This window comes from Limnohabitans sp. Jir61, assembly GCF_003063545.1.
Classification (GTDB): domain Bacteria; phylum Pseudomonadota; class Gammaproteobacteria; order Burkholderiales; family Burkholderiaceae_C; genus Limnohabitans.
Window position 1 is genome coordinate 517,162 of record NZ_NESD01000002.1, and the last position, 19,990, is coordinate 537,151.

Sequence of the window (19,990 nt, forward strand, 5' to 3'; positions counted from 1 at the left end):
TCCATGCTAATCATTGCACTGCCCCACTCTGCTAACGCTGCGAGCACTGGCTACGCCCATGTCCATTCAGATGGGCACAGCGTTTTGCGCCACGCAATTGGCGCGGCCAGCACCTTGTCGGCTCATGCGGGCGAGGTGGTGGCCGTTGTGCCACACAGCCGTTTGGCCTGGTTGCATGTGCAACTGCCACCGGCCAGCCATGGCCCACGTTTGCAAAATGTGTTGCATGGCTTACTGGAAGACCGCCTACTAGATGACCCACAACAGCTGCATCTCGTGCTCGCTCCAAATGCGCTAGATGTTGCGCGCACAGGCGGAGAAACCTTGGTGGCCGTGTGTGACAAACAATGGCTGCGCGAGACACTCGCGCCGCTTCAAGCCGCTGGCCTGACCGTGCAGCGCATCGTGCCTGAACTGTCACCACGCGACAAAGCTGTGCTGCAAGTCATGGGTGAACCCGACCATTCACAAAGTGTGTTGTGCCACGCGCACGGTGTGACGCTACTGCCTCCCAACATTGCGCAATGGCGGGCATTTGCTCAACTGAGCCAAGACGATTTACAAATTCAAGCCGAACCTGCCATGGTCGCGCGCGTGCAAAGCACGCTGCAGCGTCAGCCCATGCTGCAAAGCGAAGCGCAACGTTGGGTCAAGTCGAGCCAATCGGATTGGGATTTGGCGCAAGGCGAGTGGGCTCAAGGCCCCATGCAGCGCATCCAACGCCAAGCGATGATTGCATGGCGCACTTTGTTTTACGCGCCATCTTGGAAGCCTGTGCGCTGGGGCATGTTAACTCTGGTCGCGCTGCAAGTGCTGGGGCTCAATGCTTTGGCATGGCGAGAGCAAAGCGCCTTAAGCGCGCAACAGGCTTCGCTGAAAACCATCTTGCAAAACACCTTCCCAGCTGTGAGCTTGGTCATCGACGCACCGTTACAAATGCAACGCGAGGTCGACACCCTGCAACAAAAATCTAGCGCGGCCTCAAGCACAGACTTTGAGCCCATGCTCGCAGCCTTAGCCAGCGTATTGCCAGCCGGTCAAACGCCGCAACAAATTCACTTCACCAACCATGCGCTGCGCATCCAAGGTGTTGCACTGGATAACAGTGCGACGGCGATGACACGCCTCAATCGCCAAGGCTTAAGCCTGCGTCAAGAAAGCAACGACACATGGGTGTTGCAAGCGGAGGTGGCGAAATGAAAGCACTTCTTACTCAGGCCATGACGCGTTGGCACGCCTTGAGCCCACGCGAACAACACGGCCTGACCGTATTGGGAGCGTTGCTCGGTGCGTTGTTGTTTGGGTCTGTCGCCATTGCACCTGCACTCAGCACCTTGCGCGACGGCGACAACCGCCGCACACAAATTGGCCAGCAACAAGCCCATATGCTTGCCTTACAAGCGCAAGCCCAAACCTTGCAAACACGCACTGCACTGTCACGTGATGAAGCGTTACGCCTTTTACAAGGGCTCACACCCAACGCACAGATTCAACTCAACGTACAAGGCGATCGTGTCAATGTGCAGATCAAAGCCGTGCCTGCACCCACCTTGGCCAACTGGTTAGCGCAAGCTCGTAACCAAGCACAAGCCCTGCCTCTCGAGGTGCACCTCACACGCAGCAATGGCTCTGCTGCAACTTCTCCAGTGTTAGCTTGGGATGGCAGTCTTGTGTTAACACTGCCCCAGCGTGGCTCACAAACAAATTAACCATGCAACGACGCCACACCACAGCTCCAAGCACCGGCCAATGCTGGGCGTGGACGGGTGCAAGCTTGGGTTTGGCGTTGGCTTGTGTCACACAAGCACCCGCTCATTGGCTCACGCAAACCGTTGAACAAATAAGCGGTGAACGTGTATTGCTGCAAGACCCACAGGGTACCGTGTGGAACGGCTCGGCACAGTGGGTTCTCAACGAAGGTCCACTGAACATTCAGACCTCGTCACATTTGACGCGCCCCACGAATACCAGCGTACTGCCTACGCGTGTGACATGGCAGCTCGGCCCACACATTGATTTCGTCAATCTGCGACTCGCGCTCACTGCAACCATTGCGTCTGACTGCTGCACGCCAACACCTGTGCACGTAGATGTTTCACCCATGTGGCGTGGCATGCGCGTGCAGGTAAGCGACCACACGTCTAACTGGCCGGCCAGCTGGCTGATCGGTTTAGGCGCTCCTTGGAACACGGTGCAGCCCGAAGGCCAAATGCAACTGCACACCACTCAGCTGCAATGGACGCAACAAGCAGGTCAAGAACAACTGCAGGGCCAAGCCGAGTTGCAAATGCAACAGCTGTCTACCCGTCTTTCCACCTTGCGTCCTTTGGGCACTTACCGCATACGCTTGCAAGGCGGCGACACGATGGCGCTGTCACTCGACACGCTAGAAGGCGGCCTTCAACTGAGTGGCAGCGGCCAACTGCTAAATGGGCGCGTGCTCTTCAATGGTGAGGCTTCTGCCGCGCCTGACGCAGAGGCCGCACTCTCCAATTTATTGAATATCCTTGGCCAGCGCCAAGGCTCAAAGTCGATTTTGAAAATGGGTTAACGCGTATGGCTAAGCAACACTTTTCTCTCCAACCATCAGTCTTGGCGCTAGCGCTGGGCTTGAGCCTCGCACCTGCGTTACTTGAGATATCACTCACACGCGCCGCACCGCCAACAAAAAAAGCGACCTCGCAACAACAGTCGTCTCAGCAACCAATCACGCTCAACTTCGTGAATGCTGAGATTGAATCTGTCGCGCGCACCTTGGCCACCTTGTCCAACCGCAACTTGGTGGTGGACCCCCGCGTTAAGGGCACGATCAATCTGACGACCGAACTGCCCGTGTCACCCAACGAAGCGTGGGGCCAGTTCTTGGCGGCCTTGCGGCTGCAAGGCTTTGCGATGGTTGAAACCAAAGGCCTTTACAAAATCGTGCCTGAGGCAGATGCCAAACTGCAAGGCGGCAATGTGCAAGAAATCCAAAAGGCCAGCGGTGGCTCGGGTAGCGGCCAAATCGTCACGCACATCTTCAAACTCAACTTTGAGCAAGCCAACAACTTGGTGCCCGTGTTGCGTCCGCTGATCAGCCCGAACAACACCATCAATGTCAACCCAGGCAACAATTCCATCATCATCACGGACTATGCAGACAACCTGCAACGCATGGCCCGCATCATTGAAACCCTAGACGTCTCGAATGCCAGTGACGTGGAAGTGATCCAACTCAAACACGCCATCGCAGTTGACCTGGCTCCTTTGGTGCTGCGCTTGGTGGAATCAGGCAGCAATGTGACGCAAGCACCTGCAGCAGCAGGTCAAACAGGCGGCGAATACAAAACCACACTGCTCGCTGAGCCACGCAGCAATGCATTGATCTTGCGCGCGGCCAACCCAGCCCGAGTGGCACTGGTGAAGTCATTGGTCATGAAGCTTGATCAACCTAGCGGAACGAACGCAAGTGGCAACATCCATGTGGTGTATCTCAAAAATGCAGACGCCACCAAACTGGCAACCACTTTGCGTGCAGCAGTCAGCGGACAAGCAAGTGGCGCAACTGGCAATGCATCGCCAGTGATCAACACCACCGCCAACCCGATACCTGCCACACCAACACCGACCACAGCAGGCAGCACACTGGGCAGCACAACAGCCTCAACAGGTTCAGCCACGGGCGGACAAATTCAAGCGGACACCGCAACCAATTCACTGATCATCACAGCACCTGAACCGCAATACCGCCAACTGCGTGCCGTAATTGACATGCTTGACCAACGTCGCGCGCAGGTCATGGTGGAAAGTTTGATTGCTGAAGTGAATGCCGACAAAGCAGCACAGATGGGCATCCAATGGCAAACGGCACGAGGCCAATCGGGTGGCACTGTCGGCATCATTGGCACCAACTTCAACAACCCCATCAGCACCACCATAGGCCAAGGCAACATCATTGGCGCATCTGGCGGCGCAACAGCACTCAGTACCTTGGGTGGCGGTTTGAACATTGGTAGCGCCAAACAAATCAATGGCACTTACGTGCTGGGCAGCTTAGCCACCTTCTTGCAACAAAACGGTGATGGCAATGTGTTGTCTACACCTACGTTGCTGACCTTGGATAACGAAGAGGCCAAGATCGTGGTGGGTCAAAACGTACCTTTCGTGACTGGCCAGTACACCAACAACAATACTACCAATGGCTCCGTCAATCCGTTCCAAACCGTTGAACGCAAAGACGTAGGTTTAACACTCAAAGTCAAACCTCAAATCAGCGAGACTGGCACGGTCAAACTCACGATCTTCCAAGAAGTTTCAAGCGTAGTGCCTAACTCTGTGGGGTCGTCCACCGGTCTGATCACCAACAAGCGAAGCATTGAGTCCAATGTGCTGGTCGACGATGGCTCGATCATCGTGTTGGGTGGTTTGCTGTCTGACGAATACTCCGGCGCGGCAAGTCAAGTACCTGCCCTAGGTGATATTCCTGTCATTGGTTGGCTCTTCAAAAGCGAAAGCCGAACACGCACCAAGAAAAATCTGATGGTGTTCTTGCGCCCAGTGGTCATGCGTGACGCGGCAGCATCAGATGCACTGAGCAATAACCGTTACCAGCAAATGTTAGGTATGCAGCAAAACGCACAGCCTGGTTTCAACCCATTTTTGGGTTCAGGCAATTCACCTGTGTTGCCGCCTGCGCCAGAAGCAAAGCCCAAAGAAGAAGCAAAGTAACCCATGCGCCGCCCGCTGCCCTACGCCTTTGCACGCACCCACCAGCTGTTGCTGGAGGACGATGGCCACACGCTCACGCTGTGGCACAGCGATGCGCCAGACCTGAGCGCCTGGAGCGAGGTGACGCGCCGCCACGCGGTGCAGTCGTTTGAATACACCGACAAAGCCACACTGGCCAAACGCATCAGCGAAGCCTATGCACAAGCCGACAGCAATGCCGCTGCAGTGGTGAGCGAAGTCGAGAGCGATGCCGACCTCACACGCATGATGCAAGAGCTGCCTGCGGTAGAAGACTTGTTAGAAGCCGCGGATGACGCACCCATCATCCGCATGCTCAACGCGCTGCTGACGCAAGCCGCACGCGATGGCGCGAGCGACATTCACATCGAACCGTATGAGCGCCACAGCAGTGTGCGTTTCCGTGTCGACGGCACGCTGCGCGAAGTGGTGCAGCCTAACCGTGCATTGCACGCGGCATTGATTTCGCGCTTGAAAATCATGGCCGAGTTGGACATTGCCGAAAAGCGTTTGCCGCAAGACGGCCGCATTTCGCTGCGACTCGGTCAACGCGCGATTGACGTGCGCGTGTCCACCTTGCCCAGTGCGCACGGCGAACGCGCCGTGCTGCGTTTGCTAGACAAAACCGAGAGCAAACTCACGCTGCAAGCCGTGGGCATGGAAGGCGAGACCCTGCGCCGCTTTGAAGCGCTGGTGCATCAGCCGCACGGCATCATCTTGGTGACTGGCCCCACGGGTTCAGGCAAAACCACCACGCTGTACGCTGCCCTGCAAGGGCTAGACGCCACGCGCAACAACATCATGACGGTGGAAGACCCGATTGAATACGAGCTGGCTGGCGTGGGCCAAACACAGGTGAACCCCAAGATTGATTTGGACTTTGCCAAAGCCCTGCGCGCCATCCTGCGCCAAGACCCAGACATCATCATGATTGGTGAGATTCGCGATTACGAGACTGCGCAAATCGCCATTCAAGCCTCGCTCACCGGCCACTTGGTGTTGGCCACGCTGCACACCAACGATGCGGCCAGCGCCATCACCCGATTGACCGACATGGGCGTAGAGCCCTTCTTGCTTAGCTCGTCTTTACTGGGTGTGTTGGCCCAGCGCCTACTGCGCAAAACCTGCACGCATTGCGGCGATAACAGTGGAGAAGCCTACGGCTTGGGTTGCGTCGCCTGCGGCCAAAGCGGCTACCAAGGCCGCACTGGCATTTTTGAACTTCTCACCACTAACGACGACATCCGCGCCCTCATCCACAACCAAGCCAGCGAAGCGCAGCTGCGCGATGCAGCTTTGCGCAACGGCATGACGCTGATGCGTGATGATGGCGAACGCTTGGTGCGCCACGGTATTTCTACCCGCGAAGAACTGATTCGCGTGACACGCGACTAAACCTCTGCAACCATCCCCTGCCACTTAGCCAAATCCACCATGCCCGCCTACTCGTTTGAAGCCCTAGACCCTCAAGGCCAAACGCGCCGTGGTGTGCTGGAGGCCGATACAGCGCGAACCGCACGCAGCCAGTTGCGTGCACAAGATTTGGTGCCGCTCAAGGTAGAACCAGTACAACGCACCAGCAGCGGCTTGAATACCATCATTTGGGAAAGTAAGGTATTTGGCAGCACAGCACTGGCTGTGTGGACACGCCAGCTCTCAGGTTTGGTCAACGCGGGCTTGCCACTTGAACGCGCACTATCTGCCTTGAGTGACGAAGCTGAAACACCCCGTCAGCGCGACCTGGTGTCTGCCCTGCGCACCGAGGTGAATGCGGGCGCACCGTTTGCCAAAGCGCTGAGCCAACACCCCCGCGAGTTCAGTGCCATCTTCACTGCGGTAATTGGTGCGGGCGAGCAAAGCGGCCACTTAGGGCTGGTGCTTGAACGCTTGGCCGACGATTTGCAAGAGCAGCAAAACTTGCGTGGCAAGTTGTTGGCCGCAGGCCTTTACCCCGCCATCGTGTGTGTGGTGGCCTTGGTCATCGTGTTGTTCTTGCTGGCCTATGTTGTGCCGCAAGTGGCGCAGGTGTTTGGCAGCAATCAGCAGCAACTCCCCGCGCTCACCAGCTTCATGCTGGCCTTGAGCAGCTTTGTGCAGAACTTTTGGGTGTGGGGCTTGGTGCTGATCACCTTGCTTTCCGCAGGCGGACATATCGCTTTAAAACAAGCCGATGTGCGCTTGCGTTTTGATGCCATGTGGTTGCAGCTGCCGCTGATTGGCCGCTTGGCCCGTGGCTACAACGCTGCACGCTTTGCCAGCACCTTGGCCATGCTGGCCACTGCAGGCGTGCCCATTTTGAAAGCGCTGCAAGCCGCAGCCGACACCCTCAGCAACACCGCCCTCAAACGCGATGCGCAAGACGCGCTGGTACTGGTGCGCGAAGGCGCACCGCTGGCATCGGCTATCGCACAACACAAACGTTTTCCACGCTTGTTGGTGATGTTCTCGCGCTTGGGCGAGCAAACCGGCACACTGCCCACCATGCTGCAACGCGCCGCCGCGCAGCTGAGCGAAGAAGTGCAACGCCGCGCTTTGCAACTGGCAACAATTCTGGAGCCACTGCTCATCGTGGCAATGGGTGCGATGGTGATGCTCATCGTCTTAGCGGTGATGCTGCCCATCATTCAACTCAATCAGTGGGTGAGGTAATTCATGGGTGTTTCTTTAGACGGCAAGTTAGTTGTAGCGATCTCATCGCGAGCGCTGTTCGACTTCGAAGAAGAAAACCAAGTCTTCGAACAAGGCGACGACCGCGCCTACATGAACCTGCAGCTCGACCGCCTCGAAACACCGGCCAAGCCAGGCGTTGCTTTCTCGTTGGTGCAAAAGCTCTTGGCCTTCAACACCTCTGAAGCGCAACGTGTGGAAGTGGTCATCCTCTCGCGTAACGACCCGGTCAGTGGTATGCGCGTGTTCCGCTCGGCCCAACATTACGGCTTACCGATTCAGCGCGGCAGCTTCACGCGCGGGCAATCGCCTTGGCGCTATTTGCGACCGCTCAACGCCAACTTGTTTTTGTCCACGCATTTGTCGGACGTTCGTTCGGCCTTGGACGCAGGCGTACCCGCCGCGCAGGTGTACCCACACTCAGCGCACGCATCCGAAGCCAACCCACACGAAGTGCGCATCGCGTTTGACGGCGATGCGGTGTTGTTCAGCGACGAAGCTGAGCGTGTATTTCAAACTCAAGGCTTGGACGCGTTTCAGCAGCACGAAAAAACCAATGCCGCGCAGCCCTTGCCCGCTGGCCCATTCAAACCATTGCTGCTGGCCCTCCAAGGGCTACAACAAGCGGGCACACCACACATGCGCATACGTACCGCGCTGGTCACCGCTCGCAGCGCGCCCGCGCACGAGCGTGCCATTCGCACGCTGATGAACTGGAACATTGAAGTAGACGAAGCCATGTTCTTGGGCGGCCTTGAAAAAGGCGAGTTCTTGCGCGAGTTTGAACCCGACTTTTTCTTTGACGACCAAACCGGCCACATCGAATCTGCCGCCCGTCACGTACCCGCAGGCCATGTGGCCAGCGGGGTGCGCAACACCGAAGTCTAAAAAACATGAACGCATTCAGAAGCGTTGCCAACAACGTGGCGACGAATTGGCAAAAAAGCCGCTTGCAACTCAGCCGCGTCTGGGCTTTGTCACTGCCCTATTTCAAGTCGGAAGAAAAATGGCGCGCCCGCTTGCTGCTGGCCGCGTGCGTGGGCTTGAACCTCGGCATGGTTTACATGATGGTGCTGTTCAACGACTGGAACCGCGTGTTTTACGACGCACTGCAAAACCGTGACGCCGCTGTGTTTTGGCATCAGCTCGGTGTGTTCGCCATGCTGGCCACGTGCTTCATCATCGTGGCGGTGTATCGCTTTTACCTCACGCAGCTGCTGCAAGTGCGGTGGCGTGCGTGGATGACGCGCGACTACTTGCAACGCTGGCTCAAAGGCCATGTGTTCTACCAGCTGGAGTTGCAAAGCAAGAACGGCACAGACAACCCCGACCAACGAATTCAAGAAGATGTGCAGCAGTTCACCGCTGACACCGTGAGCCTGTCACTCGGCCTACTCGATGCCAGCGTCACGTTGCTGAGCTTTGTGGGCATCTTGTGGGGCCTGTCTGGCGGCTTTAGTTTTGATGTGCTGGGCGAAACCTACAACATCCCCGGTTTCATGGTGTGGATGGCCTTGGCCTACGCGCTGGCGGGTAGCTTGATTGGTCACTTCATTGGCCGCTCGATGGCGTCACTCAACTTCGCTCAACAACGTCTTGAAGCCGACTTTCGTCACCACCTGATGCGCGTGCGCGAGTACAGCGAAGCCATCGCGCTCGACCGTGGCGGCCGTGTAGAACGCTTATCGCTGCAAGAACGCTTTGCACAAGTGCTAGACAACTTCATGCGTTTGTTGCGCGTGCAAAAACGCTACACCTGGTTCAACTCAGGCTACGGCCAAGCCGCAGTGGTGTTCCCTATGTTGGTGGCGTCGCCCCGTTATTTCAGCGGTGCGATTCAGCTGGGCGAGTTGATGCAAATCTCATCTGCGTTTGGCCAAGTGCAAGAGTCGCTCAGCTGGTTCATCAGCAACTACAGCCGCTTGGCATCGTGGCAAGCCACCACGCTGCGTTTGACCAGTTTTCAAGATCAGATGCTGGCAGTCAAAGTGGATGAGGCAGCCGAGCCAGACACTGCGCCTCTGTCTTTCACCGGCGCTGTCTCGGGTATCAATGCCTTGCACACCACGCCACTCACCATCTCTCTGCCCAATGGCGATGTGCTGCTGGCCGACACCTCACTCAACGCTGCTGCTGGCGACACCGTTTTGATTCGCGGCCCCTCGGGCTGCGGCAAATCCACTTTGCTGCGCGTGTTGGCAGGTATTTGGCCGCACGTGACATCGCCCACACACGACCGCCGTGGCGAGCCCATCACCTACGGCCCCGTGGTACTGCCTGAGCGCAGCGTGTTTATGCCGCAGCGCCCTTACTTCCCCGAAGGCACCTTGCGCCAAGCGCTGGCCTACCCCGACAGTGCCGAGCACTACACCGATGAAGCCTTGAAGAATGCTTTGTACGACGCCTTGTTGCCGCACCTAGTAAATGACCTAGACGTGGCCGGCCACTGGACTCAACAGCTCTCAGGCGGCGAACAACAACGCTTGGCCTTGGCGCGTGTGTTGCTGAAGCGTCCGCGCTGGATCTTTGCCGATGAAGCCACGAGTGCATTGGATGAAGCAGCCGAGAAAACGCTCTACGAAAAGCTTCTGACCATGGTGCGCGAAGAAGGTGGCGGCTTGGTGTCTATTGCCCACCGCCCCAGCGTGGCCAGCCATCACGAAACCGTTTGGCAGTTTGTGCCTGCGCCTCAAGGCAGTGCAGCCAAATTCGTTTTGGTAGCGGAATAAAAGGCTTACGCCTTCCAGCGCTCCCAGCCTTTAGCTCGCAAATCACACGCTGGACATGTGCCACAGCCATAACCCCAATCGTGGCGATGCGTGCGGTCACCCATGTAGCAAGTGTGGGTGTGTTCGACGATGAGGTCCACCAACTGATTCCCACCATCGGCGTGTGCTTTTTGGCCAAGATCAAAGGCCAGCTGCCACGTCTGCGCTTTGTCGATCCACATCAACGGTGTCTCAATCAACAAGCGGCGGTCCATGCCCAGTGACAAGGCAATTTGCATGGCCTTCATGGTGTCGTCGCGGCAGTCGGGGTAGCCCGAAAAATCGGTTTCGCACACGCCGGTGACGATCACATCCAAATCACGGCGGTAGGCCAAAGCAGCGGCGAGTGTGAGGAACAACAGGTTGCGACCCGGCACAAAAGTGTTAGGTAGGCCCGAGGCTTCCATCTTAAAAGCGGTGTCACGCGTGAGCGAGGTTTCGCTCACTTGCCCCAACACACCAAGATCAAGCAAATGGTCTTCGCCCAGCTTGTGTCCCCACTGCGGGAATTGCTCACGCACTTGCGCCAGCACTTGGATGCGGGCTTCAAGCTCTACCAAATGTCGTTGACGGTAATCAAACGCCAAGGTTTCCACGCGCTCGTATTGCGCCAACGCATGGGCCAAACAGGTGGTGGAGTCTTGCCCACCCGAAAAGAGAACGAGTGCGTTGCGATGAATGGGGTTGCGTGCTTGCATAAGAGTGGCGTGCTGCTGAGTAAGTTCTGTTTAGTGCGAAGAAGGCGCGTGCGAGGTATGGGCCGCTTGGGAGATTTTGTCAGTCAAGGCAATCGCCAAAGCACTGAGCAAGAAGGTGATGTGAATGATGGTTTGCCACATCAACACTTTCTCATCGTAGTTGGCGGCATTGATGAAGGTTTTGAGCAAATGGATGGACGAAATGCCAATGATGGCCATGCCCAATTTAACCTTCAAGATCGACGCGTTCACATGGCTGAGCCACTCTGGCTGATCAGGGTGGTTTTCTAAATACATACGAGACACAAAAGTTTCGTAGCCGCCCACAATGACCATGATGAGCAAGTTGGAGATCATCACCACGTCAATGAGCCCTAAAACCACCAGCATGGTGATGGATTCACTCAGGTGCGTGACGGTCATGCCAGTTTTGTAACCAATGCTGGTGACCAACGCATCTAGCGCCGCTTGGCTGCCAAATGCAGCCTCAATCAAATGCACCAGCTCCACCCAAAAATGAAACACATACACCGCTTGCGCAGCAATGAGCCCTAAATACAGAGGCAGCTGCAGCCAGCGGCTGGCAAAAATAAAACGCGGCAAAGTAGGGATTTGTTGCATGCGGAACAATCTTTCGTGAATCTTCAAATTTTGCCTTAGCCCGCCTAAACTCAAGCCATGTTGATACAAATTTTCTCTTTGATCCTCCACTTCGTTGTGGGCTTGGTGGCTGGCACCTGTTTGCTGCGCATGTACATGCATTTACAGCGCATCAACCTCTCTAGCAGTGGCGGTAATCCGCTTGCTCCATTTGTGTTCAGCATCACCAATTGGATTGTGTTGCCGGTGCGTCGCTTTGTGCCTGCCATCGGCCGCTTGGACACGGCCAGCTTGGTCGCCGCCTACGCGGTACTGCTGGCCAAACATTCCCTGCTCTGGATCGTGGCAGGTGCAACAGCGCATTGGCTGAGCTTAGTCACCAACGCTGGGTTTGAGTTGCTCAGCGTCATTTTGTCGAGCCTGATGTGGATGGTGATTGCCTACGCATTGATGTCATGGTTCAGTTCAGCGTCGGATGCACGTTATTTCTTGGCGCAATTGGTTGAACCCTTGCTCATTCCTATTCGCCGCGTGTTGCCTCACATGGGCGCTGTGGATTTATCGCCCATCGCTTTGATGCTGTTGATTCAAATCGCTGACATCGTGTTGCGCCATGTGCAGATGCAATTCGGTTATTAAGGAACGTCGATGTCGCTCAAACGCTTTTGTCTCGCTACCGTTTTGGTTTGCCATGTATTGAACGTAGCAGCTCAAAACGTGGCAACGCCTGCTAACTTACCCAGCGTGAGAACCATTGCCTCGTTGGATGTGCCGCGCTACATGGGCACTTGGTATGAGATCGCCAAATTCCCCAACCGGTTCCAAACCAAGTGCGCAGCCAACACACGCGCTCAGTATTTGGCGCAAGCCGATGGATCAGTTCAAGTACTCAACAGCTGTGTCACTGCCGACGGCAGCACCATCGACGCACTGGGTAAAGCACACCAAGTCGGCCCCGCGACATCGCCAAAACTCCAAGTGCGCTTTGCGCCTGCGTGGTTGAGTTGGCTTTCAGCCGTGTGGGGCGATTATTGGGTGATTGACCTCGATGCAGACTACCAACTGGCCGCGGTGAGCGACGCATCGCGTGAATACCTGTGGGTGCTGTCACGCACACCGCTGGTGAACGCTAAAGCGTATGACGCTTTGTTAGATCGCCTCAAAGCACAGCATTTTGATGTGCAAAAACTTGAGCGAACACCACAACGTTAAAAGGGAAAAATCAACATGCGAGTCAAACAAATCCTCACCGATGTGCAACTGGTCATCGCTGACCTTGAAGTACATCTGAATGGCGAGCTACGCACTAGCCCCACGCTGTGCGCGCTCATTCCTGCGGCGAATGGTCATGAAGAAAAAATCGTACCGCTCAATACGCCCGACGGCCGACCGATTTTTATGAATTTAGAAAACGCGATTCAGCCACTTAGCGACTAAAACTGTCGCTTTAGTCTTGTGTTTTTTGTCGTGTCTCGTACACAGTCAATAAACCGCCGGCTACACCACTGAGGGTGATCAGGCCGATGCCGAGCATCGACAGTTGGTCTGGCACATGTTGGAACACCAGCCAATCACCAAGCATTGCAAACCCGATTTGCGCATACATGTAAGGCATGAGCGTGCCTGCCGGCGAACGCTCAAAAGCCAAGATAAGCAGAAAGTGCCCCACGCCCCCTGCTACGCCCATCAAGATCAACTCCAATAAAACTTGCGTGTCTGTGATGGGAGACCAGAACCAAAACAAGGGAATAGAGGTCAGCAGTGTGCCTATCCAAGTGGTGTAGAACTGCGTGGTCATTGCGTCTTCGGTACGCGCCAGTTTACTGGTCAGCAACTGAAATGCCGCATTCACAATGACTAACGCCAGAGGAATTAACAAAGGCCACCCAAACACTTGTGTGCCAGGTCGCACGATGATGAGCGTACCAATGAAGCCGCCACACACCAACACCATGCGACGTGCCGAAACATGTTCACCTAGCATTCGTGCGGCCAATAACGTGACCAACAAGGGCACGGTCATCACAATGGCGGTGAACTCACCGACAGGCATAAACTTCAAACTGGAAAACGCCAAGCCCGTGACTGAGACCAACAACACGCCGCGTGTGATTTGTCGTCGTGGATGTTCAGTTTTAAAAACATCCAAGCCTTTGATGGGAAACACCACAGCCGTGGTGAGCACAGCCTGAAAAAAGTAACGCCCCCACAGAGCCATCATCAACGGAACTACCGTCGTGACACGCTTACTGGTAGTGTCCAGTGTGGCAAAACACATCACCGCCAACAGCAACAAACAGATGCCAAGTAAAGCTGAGTGTTTTTTGCGATGGGGCATCAGTTTTTGGTCTTTGCGTGGCGCAAATTGTTGCAGCGGTCGTGGCTGATAGCCAAGTTCTCTTGGTGGCTGTTGCCACCTTCACTGAGCGGCTGAATGTGCTCAAGCGTGGCGTCGGCTTGCGCCACATGCTCACCGCAGACCCAACACGGAACCACGCCATGCATTTGGCGCGATACCATTTTGTACATTTTGTCGCGGGTGAGCTTAAGCCGACTCAAGGTGTTACTTCACCCAAGCAGCCAAAGTTTTGGCGTAAGCGTCAAAGTCTTTGATGGGGCGCTTGGCCACACCCGACGCTTCGGCCGCACGAGCCACCGCTGGTGCGATGCGCTGGATGAGGCGAGTGTCAAAGGGCTTAGGAATAATGTTGTCCACACCAAACGCCAAATCCAAACCTGGGTAAGCGGCTTGCACTTCGGCGGTCACTTCCAGCTTGGCCAAGTCTGCGATTTCGCGCACGCAGGCAATCTTCATTTCTTCGGTGATCTTGGTCGCGCCGCAATCCAAAGCGCCACGGAAGATGTAAGGGAAACACAACACGTTGTTCACTTGGTTGGGGTAGTCAGAGCGGCCGGTGGCAATGATGCAATCGGGGCGCACAGCTTTGGCCAACTCGGGGCGAATTTCTGGCTCGGGGTTGGCCAAGGCCAAGATGAGTGGCTTGACGGCCATGGTCTTGACCATGTCTTGCGTCAACACGCCAGGGGCTGAGCAGCCCAAGAACACGTCCGCGCCGTTGACCGCATCGGCCAAAGTGCGCAGCTCGGTCTTTTGTGCGAAACGGGCTTTGGACTCGTCGTAGCCGCCTGGGCGGCCTTCGTAGATCACGCCTTTGGAGTCGCACACATAAATATTGGCAGTCTTGACACCCAAGCCCACAAACACATCCAAGCAAGCCAAGGCAGCAGCACCTGCGCCAGACACGGCGACTTTGATGTTGGCAATGTCTTTGCCTGCCAATTCCAAACCGTTCAACATGGCCGCAGCCGAGATGATGGCGGTGCCGTGTTGGTCGTCATGGAACACGGGGATGCTCATGCGCTCGCGCAGTTTTTTCTCGATGTAGAAACACTCGGGGGCTTTGATGTCTTCGAGGTTAATGCCACCAAAGGTAGGCTCCATAGCCGCGATGATGTCGACCAATTTGTCGGCATCGTGTTCGTCGAGTTCGATGTCAAACACGTCAATGCCTGAGAACTTCTTGAACAAACAGCCTTTACCTTCCATCACAGGCTTACCGGCCAATGCACCGATGTCGCCCAAACCGAGCACTGCTGTGCCGTTGGTGATCACGCCCACCAAGTTGCCACGGCTGGTGTATTCGTATGAAAGTTGTGGGTCTTTCTCGATCTCCAAGCAGGGGTACGCCACGCCAGGTGAATAAGCCAAGCTCAGGTCGTGCTGGTTGTCCAGCGGATGAGTTGGCTCCACGCGAATCTTGCCCTTGGTGGGCGAGCGGTGGTAGTCAAGTGCGGCGGTGCGTAATTCTTGCTCTGCTGGGGTCATGAGATGTCCGAACTGTTTTTTGAAAAAGGGGGCTATCCTACCGCGCCGCCCTTACCCCGAGGTCTGAGAGGGCAAGTACATACACTTATGCACTTCTCATCCAATTTGTCTCGTTACACCTCACATGCAAGCCCTGCTGAATGCCATAGCCACGATGGCGCTACCCACTGACGCACAACGCGTCTTCCACGGCCGTGGTGGCTTGTTCCCGGGGTGCGAACAATGGGCGCTGGATGCGTTTCCGCCCGTGTTGGTGTTGACCAGTTTTCAAGCTGTGAGTGACGATGAACTTGCCACGATCGGTGTCGCGCTGTCGACACGCTGGGCACAGATTTCGCCCGATCAGCCCCTGAACTGGGTTTTTCAATGCCGCGCCGAAGGCCACCTTGAAACACGCTTGATGAGTGGCGAAGTACCCGATCCACATGTGGTGACAGAGAAAGGCAGCAGCTTTCGGGTCCATGTGCTCAAAGGCCAAAACCATGGCCTATTTTTGGATATGGCAGAAGGCCGAGAATGGGTGCGACGCATGGTGCGCAACTACGGCGCTGACCAGCCGCGCCTGAAAGTGCTCAACCTGTTTGCCTACACCTGCGCCTTCTCGGTGGTGGCCCTGCAAGCCGGAGCTAAGCAAGTGGTGAATGTGGACATGAGTCACGGCGCGATGGCGATTGGCCAGCAGAACCACCCGCTTAACGGCATCACCACGGGCGCGACTTTTTTGATGCACGACATCTTTAAAACGTGGGGGAAGATCACACGTGGCGGCCCTTATGGTTTGGTCATCGTCGACCCACCCAGCTACCAAAAAGGCAGCTTCGTCGCCACCAAAGACTACGCCAAACTCATGCGCCGTTTGCCTGAACTACTGGCCCCCGGCGGGTATGCGCTTTTGTGCCTGAATGCACCTGAGCTGGGCCTAGACTTTTTGCAAGATCAAATGAAAGAGCTCGCCCCTGAGCTGAAGTTTGTTGAACGCGTGGCCAACCCTGTGGTGTTCGCAGATGTGTCACCCGAGCGCTCGCTCAAAGTGTTAGCCTATCAAATGCCATCTTTGCCTGCATCCGTGGAGCACGCAGCATGAGGTCACACATCTCCATCGTCAACATCGACAACTGCGACACCTGGACCCGCTACCGTAACGGCCTGTGTAGCACCTGTGCTGCCAACTGCTGCACCATGCCGGTGGAAGTGAAGTTGCCCGACTTGGTACGCCTAGAGCTGGTCGACCCATTTGAAGCCGAGCACGAAGAGCCCAAGCAAATTGCCAAACGCCTGCAAAAGATCGGCGTGATCGAGCACTTCAATTTCAAGAACAGCATCTTCACCCTGTCGCGTCGCGCCAATGGTGACTGCCAAAACTTAGATGCCAAAACGCGGCGTTGCAACGTGTATGAAAAAAGGCCCAACACCTGCAGACTGCATCCACAAGTGGGGCCTCGGCCTGGGTATTGCCCATATGGGACTGTGCGCTAAAACTGCGTCAACTCTCCAACGGCTCGGCATCCATTTCGATCAGCGTATCAATCAGCTCATTGACTTGATCTTCAAGCGCACGCACAACCAGTTCATTCTCAACACTTTTGCTGCTGAACAAGGCGATATTCGCCTTCTCTAAGTCCACATACAAAGCCTGTAGCTTTTGTTGCAAATCGTTTTTTACTGCGTCGCTCATATCAATCCAAGTTTGTTTGGAAATGGATTCTCTTTGCGATCGTGCGGCGACTCAATACGCCTGTTGGCGTACGTTTTATTACTCACCTCTCAACGGTTTCAGCAAGTCGCTCAACCCATTGTGATCAATCTCGTGCATCAAATTCAGCAAGCGTCCTATTTCGCCTTTGGGAAAGCCCTCACGCGCAAACCAGTTCAGATAGTTGCCAGGCAGGTCAGCCAAGACCGTGCCTTGGTGTTTGCCAAACGGCATGCGCAGCGTGACCAGCTTTTGCAAATCTTCAGGGTTCATTGCTCGGGTTTAGTTCAAAGCGTTCAACAAATCTTGCGTGTCGCGAATGATGGGCTGCGCCAACTGCAACAACAAATGGCCATCGGTGGCCAATTGGGCCCAACGGTTAGAAGCCTCGAGCACCGGATGGTTGTGCAAGTAATCAGGCACTTCAAAGTCGGGCGTTTGTTGCTTGAACGACAACAACATGCTGAGGTAACCGGAAAAATACAAACTGAACATCAAGGCATTGGCTGCCTCTTGCGTGATTTCTCGACGACCCACCAATTGCAAAAACAACGCTTTGGCCGTTTCTATAGTGGGTAGCTCACTGGCAATGAGTTGAAATTCTTCATCCAAGGTCTTGCATGCCTTGTCCCATTTTGCGGAGGTATCTGTCATGCCAGCATTGTGCCCTTGCATTTTTTTGCGCCACAGCGACAAGCGTATTTGGCTTTGAGTGCATCGGTGATTGGCTCGTCACTTACCAAGCCGTAGTTGAACGTCAACTCTTCACCACGCCACACTTGACGGCGCGTTTGAATGAAGATGCGGCCATCCACCTCAACAGGCTCACAGTTAGGACGGCACGAGTGGTTGATCCACCGTGAAGCATTGCCGTCGTACAAGCCATCAATCACCCGCGTGTCGTCGATGTGAAAGTAAAACGTGTGCTCGGGGTTGCTCGGGTCATGCGGATGGCGACGCTGCGCCTCGGCCATAGAAATGATTTCGCCCACGTACTCGATCACCCTCTCGCCTGCAGCCATGTGACACAAGGCGAATACACCTTTGCCGTGCAGGCGGGAAGAGAGGACTTCGATGCGAGGCGCGTTATTCAACGGTCACTGATTTCGCAAGGTTACGCGGCTTGTCCACATCCGTGCCACGCGCACACGCGGTGTGATAGCTGAGCAGCTGCAAGGGCACGACGTGCAGAATAGGTGAGAGCACGCCATAGTGCTCGGGCATGCGAATGACGTTGACGCCTTCGCTGCTTTCAATCTTCGTGTCGCCATCGGCCAGCACATACAACACGCCACCACGGGCGCGGACTTCTTGCATGTTGCTTTTCAGTTTTTCCAGCAACGCATCGTTAGGGGCCACTGTCACCACGGGCATGGCGCTGGTAACGAGCGCCAAGGGGCCGTGCTTCAACTCGCCTGCGGCATAGGCCTCTGCGTGGATGTAGGTGATTTCTTTGAGCTTCAACGCGCCTTCAAGTGCGATGGGGTAATGCGTGCCACGGCCCAAGAACAAAGCGTTTTCTTTGCTGGCAAATTCTTGCGACCAAGCAATGAGCTGCGGCTCAAGCGCCAGCACGGCCTGCAAAGCGGCGGGCAAGTGGCGCATTTCTTTGATGTGCGCAGCTTCTTGCTCATCGCTCAAACGGCCTTTGGTTTGCGCCAAGGCCAAGGTGAGCAAGAACAAACCGGCCAACTGCGTGGTGAATGCTTTGGTGGAAGCCACGCCAATCTCAGCGCCAGCGCGCGTGACGTAGGCCAGCTTGCACTCACGCACCATGGCGCTGGTGGACACGTTGCAAATGGTGAGCGTTTTGTCCATGCCCAAGCTTTGCGCGTGGCGCAACGCGGCCAAGGTGTCGGCCGTCTCACCACTTTGCGTGATGGTGACCACCAAGCTGTTGGGGTTGGGCACCGATTCGCGGTAGCGGTACTCGCTGGCAATTTCCACTTGGCAAGGGATTTTGGCAATCGCTTCAATCCAATACTTAGCCACGCAGCCACTGTAGTAGCTGGTGCCGCAAGCGAGGATGAGCACGTTGTCGACGGCTTTGAACACGCTGTACGCACCGTCACCAAACAACTCGGGCGTGATGCCCTCAATGCCTTCGAGCGTGTCTGCAATGGCGCGCGGCTGCTCGAAAATTTCTTTTTGCATGTAGTGGCGGTAAGGGCCTAACTCTGCTGCGCCACTGTGTGCTTGAACAGTTTTAACTTCGCGTGTCACAGCTTTGTGGTTGCGGTCTTGCACCCAGTATTTGCCAATTTGAATGTCCACCACATCGCCCTCTTCGAGGTAAACGATTTGGTCGGTCACGCCGGCCAAGGCCATGGCATCGCTGGCCAAGAAAGTTTCGCTGTGCTCTTTGCCCACGCCCAAGATAAGCGGCGAGCCTGCGCGTGCACCAATGACGCGGTGCGGTTCGTCTTTGTGGAACACGGCAATGGCGTACGCGCCGTGCAGCTGAACGATGGCGGCTTTGACGGCATCAAACAAATCGCCGTTGTAAAGGCTGTCCACCAAGTGGGCAATGACCTCGGTGTCGGTTTGGCTCAAGAACTCGTAGCCCTTAGCTTGCAATGCAGCGCGGAGCTCGTCGTGGTTTTCAATGATGCCGTTGTGCACCAGCGCCACGCGGCCCACCTTGTTAGGCACATCGCCTGTGTACACACCAGCGCCAGCACCCGTGCCGTGGCTGAAGTGGGGATGCGCGTTGTGCACCGCAGGCGCACCGTGCGTGGCCCAGCGTGTGTGCGCAATGCCAATGCCGCCTTCGATGTGGTCGGCCTTGACTTGGTCCATCAGCTCAGACACGCGTGCCGTGCTGCGCGCACGTTGCAAGCCACCTTGCTTGGCACCCAAGCTAGCCGAGTGGACCGCCACACCGCAAGAGTCATAGCCACGGTATTCCAGTCGCTGCAAGCCTTGCACGAGGATGGGAACGATGTTGCGGGTAGAAACGGCGCCGACGATGCCACACATAAAGAGCACTCCT

General features: G+C 55.9%; 22 protein-coding genes and 1 pseudogene. 13 read left to right on the top strand and 10 right to left on the bottom strand.

The window, feature by feature from the left end:
- The first annotated feature begins 3 nt into the window (after window positions 1-3).
- From gspL to B9Z35_RS08865, 8 genes are read left to right on the top strand one after another with little or no spacing between them, the layout of a single operon-like run.
- Window positions 4-1,200 carry a type II secretion system protein GspL gene (gene gspL, locus B9Z35_RS08830; protein WP_108283313.1) on the top strand — a complete coding sequence of 399 codons (1,197 nt, stop codon included), beginning with the start codon at window positions 4-6 and terminating at the stop codon, window positions 1,198-1,200.
- Window positions 1,197-1,709 (top strand): type II secretion system protein GspM, encoded by a 513-nt coding sequence (gene gspM / locus B9Z35_RS08835; RefSeq protein ID WP_158268134.1) that lies wholly within the window; start codon window positions 1,197-1,199, stop codon window positions 1,707-1,709. Before gspL ends, gspM begins: the two co-directional genes overlap by 4 nt.
- 2 nt (window positions 1,710-1,711) lie before the next feature.
- Window positions 1,712-2,551 (top strand): type II secretion system protein N, encoded by an 840-nt coding sequence (gene gspN, locus B9Z35_RS08840; protein ID WP_108283315.1) that lies wholly within the window; start codon window positions 1,712-1,714, stop codon window positions 2,549-2,551.
- 5 nt (window positions 2,552-2,556) lie between these two features.
- On the top strand, window positions 2,557-4,707 hold the full coding sequence (gspD, locus tag B9Z35_RS08845) for a type II secretion system secretin GspD (protein ID WP_108283316.1): 2,151 nt from the start codon (window positions 2,557-2,559) through the stop codon (window positions 4,705-4,707).
- A gap of 3 nt (window positions 4,708-4,710) precedes the next feature.
- On the top strand, window positions 4,711-6,120 hold the full coding sequence (gene gspE / locus B9Z35_RS08850; RefSeq protein WP_108283317.1) for a type II secretion system ATPase GspE: 1,410 nt from the start codon (window positions 4,711-4,713) through the stop codon (window positions 6,118-6,120).
- Between the two features lie 39 nt (window positions 6,121-6,159).
- On the top strand, window positions 6,160-7,374 hold the full coding sequence (gene gspF / locus B9Z35_RS08855; protein WP_108283318.1) for a type II secretion system inner membrane protein GspF: 1,215 nt from the start codon (window positions 6,160-6,162) through the stop codon (window positions 7,372-7,374).
- 3 nt (window positions 7,375-7,377) lie between these two features.
- On the top strand, window positions 7,378-8,280 hold the full coding sequence (locus tag B9Z35_RS08860; RefSeq protein WP_108283319.1) for a 5'-nucleotidase: 903 nt from the start codon (window positions 7,378-7,380) through the stop codon (window positions 8,278-8,280).
- 5 nt (window positions 8,281-8,285) lie between these two features.
- Window positions 8,286-10,121, top strand: coding sequence for an ABC transporter ATP-binding protein/permease (locus tag B9Z35_RS08865; protein ID WP_108283320.1), 1,836 nt, complete (start codon window positions 8,286-8,288; stop codon window positions 10,119-10,121).
- A 5-nt stretch (window positions 10,122-10,126) separates the two neighbouring features.
- Here the strand turns inward: B9Z35_RS08865 and queC are convergent, their stop codons facing one another.
- A complete protein-coding gene (queC, locus tag B9Z35_RS08870; RefSeq protein WP_108283530.1) occupies window positions 10,127-10,840 on the bottom strand; it encodes a 7-cyano-7-deazaguanine synthase QueC in 714 nt (237 codons plus the stop codon).
- A 48-nt stretch (window positions 10,841-10,888) separates the two neighbouring features.
- A complete protein-coding gene (locus B9Z35_RS08875) occupies window positions 10,889-11,479 on the bottom strand; it encodes a TIGR00645 family protein (RefSeq protein ID WP_108283321.1) in 591 nt (196 codons plus the stop codon).
- A gap of 57 nt (window positions 11,480-11,536) precedes the next feature.
- Here B9Z35_RS08875 and B9Z35_RS08880 point away from each other — a divergent pair, with 57 nt between their 5' ends.
- The 3 genes from B9Z35_RS08880 to B9Z35_RS08890 are packed head-to-tail and all read left to right on the top strand — an operon-like array spanning window position 11,537 to window position 12,895.
- Window positions 11,537-12,097, top strand: a complete 561-nt coding sequence (locus B9Z35_RS08880; protein ID WP_108283322.1) for a YggT family protein — start codon at window positions 11,537-11,539, stop codon at window positions 12,095-12,097.
- 9 nt (window positions 12,098-12,106) lie between these two features.
- Entirely contained in the window at window positions 12,107-12,670 is a 564-nt protein-coding gene (locus B9Z35_RS08885; protein ID WP_108283323.1) for a lipocalin family protein, read from the top strand.
- A 15-nt stretch (window positions 12,671-12,685) separates the two neighbouring features.
- Window positions 12,686-12,895 (top strand): hypothetical protein, encoded by a 210-nt coding sequence (locus B9Z35_RS08890; RefSeq protein ID WP_108283324.1) that lies wholly within the window; start codon window positions 12,686-12,688, stop codon window positions 12,893-12,895.
- A gap of 10 nt (window positions 12,896-12,905) precedes the next feature.
- Here B9Z35_RS08890 and B9Z35_RS08895 read toward each other — a convergent pair whose 3' ends face one another.
- From B9Z35_RS08895 to B9Z35_RS08905, 3 genes and pseudogenes are all read right to left on the bottom strand, one after another.
- A complete protein-coding gene (locus B9Z35_RS08895) occupies window positions 12,906-13,796 on the bottom strand; it encodes a DMT family transporter (RefSeq protein ID WP_108283325.1) in 891 nt (296 codons plus the stop codon).
- A complete protein-coding gene (locus B9Z35_RS08900) occupies window positions 13,796-13,978 on the bottom strand; it encodes an HNH endonuclease (RefSeq protein WP_233246523.1) in 183 nt (60 codons plus the stop codon). The genes B9Z35_RS08895 and B9Z35_RS08900 overlap by 1 nt, the downstream gene beginning before the upstream one ends.
- A gap of 49 nt (window positions 13,979-14,027) precedes the next feature.
- Window positions 14,028-15,305, bottom strand: a pseudogene (locus B9Z35_RS08905) (malic enzyme-like NAD(P)-binding protein); the annotation flags it as partial.
- 124 nt (window positions 15,306-15,429) lie between these two features.
- Between B9Z35_RS08905 and B9Z35_RS08910 the strand changes: the two are divergent.
- Complete coding sequence (locus B9Z35_RS08910; RefSeq protein ID WP_108283327.1) at window positions 15,430-16,389, top strand: class I SAM-dependent methyltransferase; 960 nt, start codon at window positions 15,430-15,432, stop codon at window positions 16,387-16,389.
- Complete coding sequence (locus tag B9Z35_RS08915) at window positions 16,386-16,781, top strand: YkgJ family cysteine cluster protein (protein ID WP_108283328.1); 396 nt, start codon at window positions 16,386-16,388, stop codon at window positions 16,779-16,781. The genes B9Z35_RS08910 and B9Z35_RS08915 overlap by 4 nt, the downstream gene beginning before the upstream one ends.
- Before the next feature lie 7 nt (window positions 16,782-16,788).
- Here B9Z35_RS08915 and B9Z35_RS08920 read toward each other — a convergent pair whose 3' ends face one another.
- The 5 genes from B9Z35_RS08920 to glmS form a co-directional block, all read right to left on the bottom strand.
- Window positions 16,789-16,980, bottom strand: coding sequence for a hypothetical protein (locus B9Z35_RS08920; RefSeq protein ID WP_108283329.1), 192 nt, complete (start codon window positions 16,978-16,980; stop codon window positions 16,789-16,791).
- 78 nt (window positions 16,981-17,058) lie between these two features.
- Window positions 17,059-17,271 (bottom strand): DUF3820 family protein, encoded by a 213-nt coding sequence (locus tag B9Z35_RS08925; protein WP_108283330.1) that lies wholly within the window; start codon window positions 17,269-17,271, stop codon window positions 17,059-17,061.
- A gap of 9 nt (window positions 17,272-17,280) precedes the next feature.
- The gene (locus tag B9Z35_RS08930; RefSeq protein ID WP_146178982.1) at window positions 17,281-17,652 is read right to left on the bottom strand and encodes a hypothetical protein; all 372 of its coding nucleotides are present in this window, start codon (window positions 17,650-17,652) and stop codon (window positions 17,281-17,283) included.
- Window positions 17,649-18,092 (bottom strand): SET domain-containing protein, encoded by a 444-nt coding sequence (locus B9Z35_RS08935; RefSeq protein WP_233246524.1) that lies wholly within the window; start codon window positions 18,090-18,092, stop codon window positions 17,649-17,651. Before B9Z35_RS08935 ends, B9Z35_RS08930 begins: the two co-directional genes overlap by 4 nt.
- On the bottom strand, window positions 18,085-19,977 hold the full coding sequence (glmS, locus tag B9Z35_RS08940; protein ID WP_108283333.1) for a glutamine--fructose-6-phosphate transaminase (isomerizing): 1,893 nt from the start codon (window positions 19,975-19,977) through the stop codon (window positions 18,085-18,087). Before glmS ends, B9Z35_RS08935 begins: the two co-directional genes overlap by 8 nt.
- Window positions 19,978-19,990 lie beyond the last annotated feature (13 nt).